This window comes from Bacteroidota bacterium, from assembly GCA_018831055.1.
In the GTDB taxonomy this organism is placed as follows: domain Bacteria; phylum Bacteroidota; class Bacteroidia; order Bacteroidales; family B18-G4; genus M55B132.
Genome location: JAHJRE010000048.1, coordinates 1 through 3,716, shown reverse-complemented (window position 1 = coordinate 3,716; position 3,716 = coordinate 1). Strand labels below are relative to the sequence as shown.

General features: G+C 43.8%; 3 protein-coding genes. 1 reads left to right on the top strand and 2 read right to left on the bottom strand.

Annotated features, from left to right (window positions below):
* Nucleotides 1–147: 147 nt before the first annotated feature.
* Nucleotides 148–543 (top strand): VOC family protein, encoded by a 396-nt coding sequence (locus tag KKA81_03030; protein ID MBU2649885.1) that lies wholly within the window; start codon nucleotides 148–150, stop codon nucleotides 541–543.
* Nucleotides 544–1,294: 751 nt separating this feature from the next.
* Here KKA81_03030 and KKA81_03025 read toward each other — a convergent pair.
* Together KKA81_03025 and KKA81_03020 are read right to left on the bottom strand one after the other, a co-directional pair.
* Nucleotides 1,295–2,854 carry a hypothetical protein gene (locus tag KKA81_03025; protein ID MBU2649884.1) on the bottom strand — a complete coding sequence of 520 codons (1,560 nt, stop codon included), beginning with the start codon at nucleotides 2,852–2,854 and terminating at the stop codon, nucleotides 1,295–1,297.
* Between the two features lie 242 nt (nucleotides 2,855–3,096).
* A partial coding sequence (locus tag KKA81_03020) for a hypothetical protein (protein ID MBU2649883.1) occupies nucleotides 3,097–3,716 on the bottom strand: 620 nt, incomplete at its 5' end.

Below are 3,716 nucleotides of genomic sequence, written 5' to 3'. Positions count from 1 at the left end.
ATTCATGTCGATGAAAAAAAGGATATTGTTTATCTATACCTTTTCGGAAAGTTTTCAGGCGAGGAACCGGTTATGGTTATCAAGTTTAGGGCTGTCATCAGGAAAGGGTTTCAGTAACAATATCATCTTATATAAAAGGAGAAAACCATGAACCACATTCATCATGTTCATATTTTTGCATCTGATTTGGATAAAAGCATTACGTTTTATGCTGAAATATTCGGCGGTAAGATTATTCTCGACATGGAAGTTGCGGGAGCCAGAAATGTTTTTATGAAAATCGGCAAAGGACGTCTGCATTTCTACGACCAGCCCCCCAAATATTCAGGCCGGGGCAATATTCACCACTTCGGCATCCAAACCGATAATATTGAAAAGCATGTTTCCGAAATGAAAGAAAAAGGCGTACAATTCACCAAAGGGATTACAGATCTGGGGTATATGAGGTATATCATGGTGCCTGCACCGGATGACATCCTGGTTGAATTTTTTGAGGTTAATAAAGACATGGTTCCGGTTGACCTGCTTGATTATTTTGAATAAATCCAGCATATGACCTGACAGGAGAGTCACCTTCTCTGGGCATTAAATAATTCACTAATACCGGTCAGGACTCTTTTGAAATATCAAATGTTTTGTATTTGACACATTATTGCCGCTCTATTATAGAATGCAGTCAGTAAAGCGCGGTCTTGCCCATTTCCTACCGTTTAAGTGCTCAGCCGAATGAGTTCCGGAAGGAAAAAATGAACATATTGGTGGCCTACTTTTCAAAAACCGGCAAGAAACGCGAAGAAACATAGAATGATCTTTATAAGATTTAATGCCGGTTCTCCCTCAAACAAGGCGGAAAGAAGATAGAAGACCAAACAATAATACCAGACAATGCCAATTGACTGACAAAATTGAAAATGCAAGAAGATTTACCATATGGAAAGATTTACGATTAAAGTATCGATTCGCTTTTTTACTTCACTCAATTCAAAAAAGGAGGAATGACTATGCGGAATATCGTGATTGTATTAATCGGTCTTTCAATATTAAGCTTTGTACTCGCTGCAATAGTTACTCTGATAGGAGGAAGCTTCACGATTATGGGGATTGTAGGGCCTAGTCCGGAAGCATTTTCTCGAGCATCGAACAATCTTGCACTTATCGCCATCGCACTGACTTTGGTTTTCATAGGAGTGCTCAAAGAAAAATAGAATAATCCGGAATGGGCGAGCTGTTCCTTTGAAAAGTGCGCGCTGGAAAGTACAATCTGAATCCGATCAGGCATGGGACCGTCATTTTATTATTCTAAAGCCGCTGCGCTCAGAATAAAACAGCCTCCCCCGCTGTCGCCTGAAGGTTTGCCTGCCGGATCTGCGCTCAAAGAATCCAAGCCGTCGGAAGCATAAGCACTTCGAATGCCCAATCCGATGACAATCTCATCTTTTTCATCTGCATCTGTATCGCCGCTTGCAGGATAGCTTTCACCATTTCCTGTATTGTAATCCGGCCAGTCAATTTCTGACCATGCCAGAAGGGTGTAATTATCGTCTATAATCGGAAAACGGCCGCCGGGAACTTCAGGGTCACCCTGGCTGGAACCGAGTCCAACAATGATTTCATCTTTCCCATCACCATCAATATCTCCGCAAACAGGCCTTGTTTCACCAACCGTCCGATTATAATCTTCCCAGTCTACCGTTACCCAGTTGCTATGAGAGACGATGCCGTCCTGGAATTGGAAGGTTTCTACCCGGCCTTCTCCTCCTGCACCTAGGCCCACCACAATCATTTTCTTTCCATCTCCATTGAGGTTGCCGGTGCTTGGAAAGCTTTCTCCGTTCGTTTCATTATAAGACGGCCAGTCTATCTCTCCCCAGGCCAGATAAGAATAGTTGTCATCCAGCACCTGAAATAATCCGGCCGGTATTTCCGGATCAGAGCCATCGGATCCCAAACCGATTATTATTTCATCTTTATCATCATTATCAATATCACCGCATGCAGGACGAGTCTGCCCTATAAGCTGATTGTATTCAGGCCAATCAACTTTCACCCAGTCTTTATGAACAACATTCCCTCCCTGAAAATCAAAAATTTCTACCTGCCCGAGGCCTCCGTTTCCCAATCCCATAAAGATTTCATCGTCCCCATCACCGTCTATATCTCCACATGCAGGATATCCCTCTCCATTGGTTTCGTTATATTCCGACCAGGTTATCCGGCCCCAGGCGAGATGGGAATAATCATGGTCCAAAATCTGAAATGATCCGCCTGGAATGGAAGGATCCCGATCCGGCCCAAGGCCGATGATGATTTCATCTTTACGATCACCATCAATATCCCCTAAGGCGACCCTGGCTTCTCCACTGGCCAGTATATATTCGATCCAGTGTATGTAAAGCCAATCCTGATGCACAAAATCTTCATTAAAAACCTCCGCCGACGGCTGACGATATTCTATATCCACGGCTTTCTCCGTATCCGGTGCAGGCTCTGACTGATCTGTTTTGGTATCACTTGCAGTGTCGAGATCTTCGAGGGGAGGAGTTCCCGGTAACGGTGTTTCAGGTGTTCCTGGCGGTTCAGGTGTTTCAGGTGTTCCTGGCGGTTCAGGAGTTTCAGGCGTTTCAGGCGTTTCAGGCGGAGCCGGAGCACTGAAAAGGACTTCTCGGGAATCAGCGCTTTCAATATCTGAGCTGTTATAAGCTCTCACGACAAAGTAGGTGTTTACACCATCGGGAACCACAACCTCACCGATGCACATTTCCGGTGTGCAGGTGGAGGACAATACTTCAGCAACCGGATTTGCATAATCATAGGTGCTTTCTGCCGGACGGCTGAAAACTCTATATCCTTGCACAGATTCCGGATTTGGATCCCAGCCTAAAATGACGTTTGCCGCAAGCGCATATGAAGCATGGGCAGCAAACAGCAGCACACAGATAAAAAGAGAAAAGGGCGACTTTGAATTTATTCGAAGCATTTTGTTTAAGGATAAAATAAAAACCTTCATAATAGACCTTCTTTTCTTACGAACGACCCGACATAACGTCGGATCAGCAGAACCGGTTTTACCCCAATATGCATTGACTGCAGCTGGGATCATTTCTCCATGGCCGAGTATACTCTGTTCAGATCCGGGATCGAACCCAGCATAGGCAGGTTTAAATATCTTGCCATCTGCCGTTCCGATTTAAAAGACGAATCCCTGTATTCAAGCACTCCGCATAAAATTAAAACGACCAAAAGGGAGAGGATCGCTATTATAACAGCCGGCCAAAACCTCTCGGTCTGCCATAATATTCTCTGCTCTTTTGTTTTGATTTCTTCTGCCAGGACCGGTTTCTGAAAATTTTCGGCTTTGCTGCGTCTAATTCCTATCGTTGCATTTTGTATTAACCGTACTGAATAAAAGCCGACCATTGAATGTCCAATACCCATATCCGGTCCCTGATAGGATATTTGAATATCATCCTTACCGGTTTGATTAAAAGACATATGCTGTTTTGCCGAAGAAACAAGTGATCTAAACATCGGATCAGTCCGGTAATCACCGACACCCGAATTCATCTGGTTGTAGAGGGCTCTCAAAACAAATGTATTTTGAAAAAAATTTTCAGGACGCGAAATTATTTCCTTCATGGTACTATATTCAGTGGGGGATGACATCAAGGCAACAGGAAATCCGGATGATATTTTAATATCCTGACTGATAACGAACT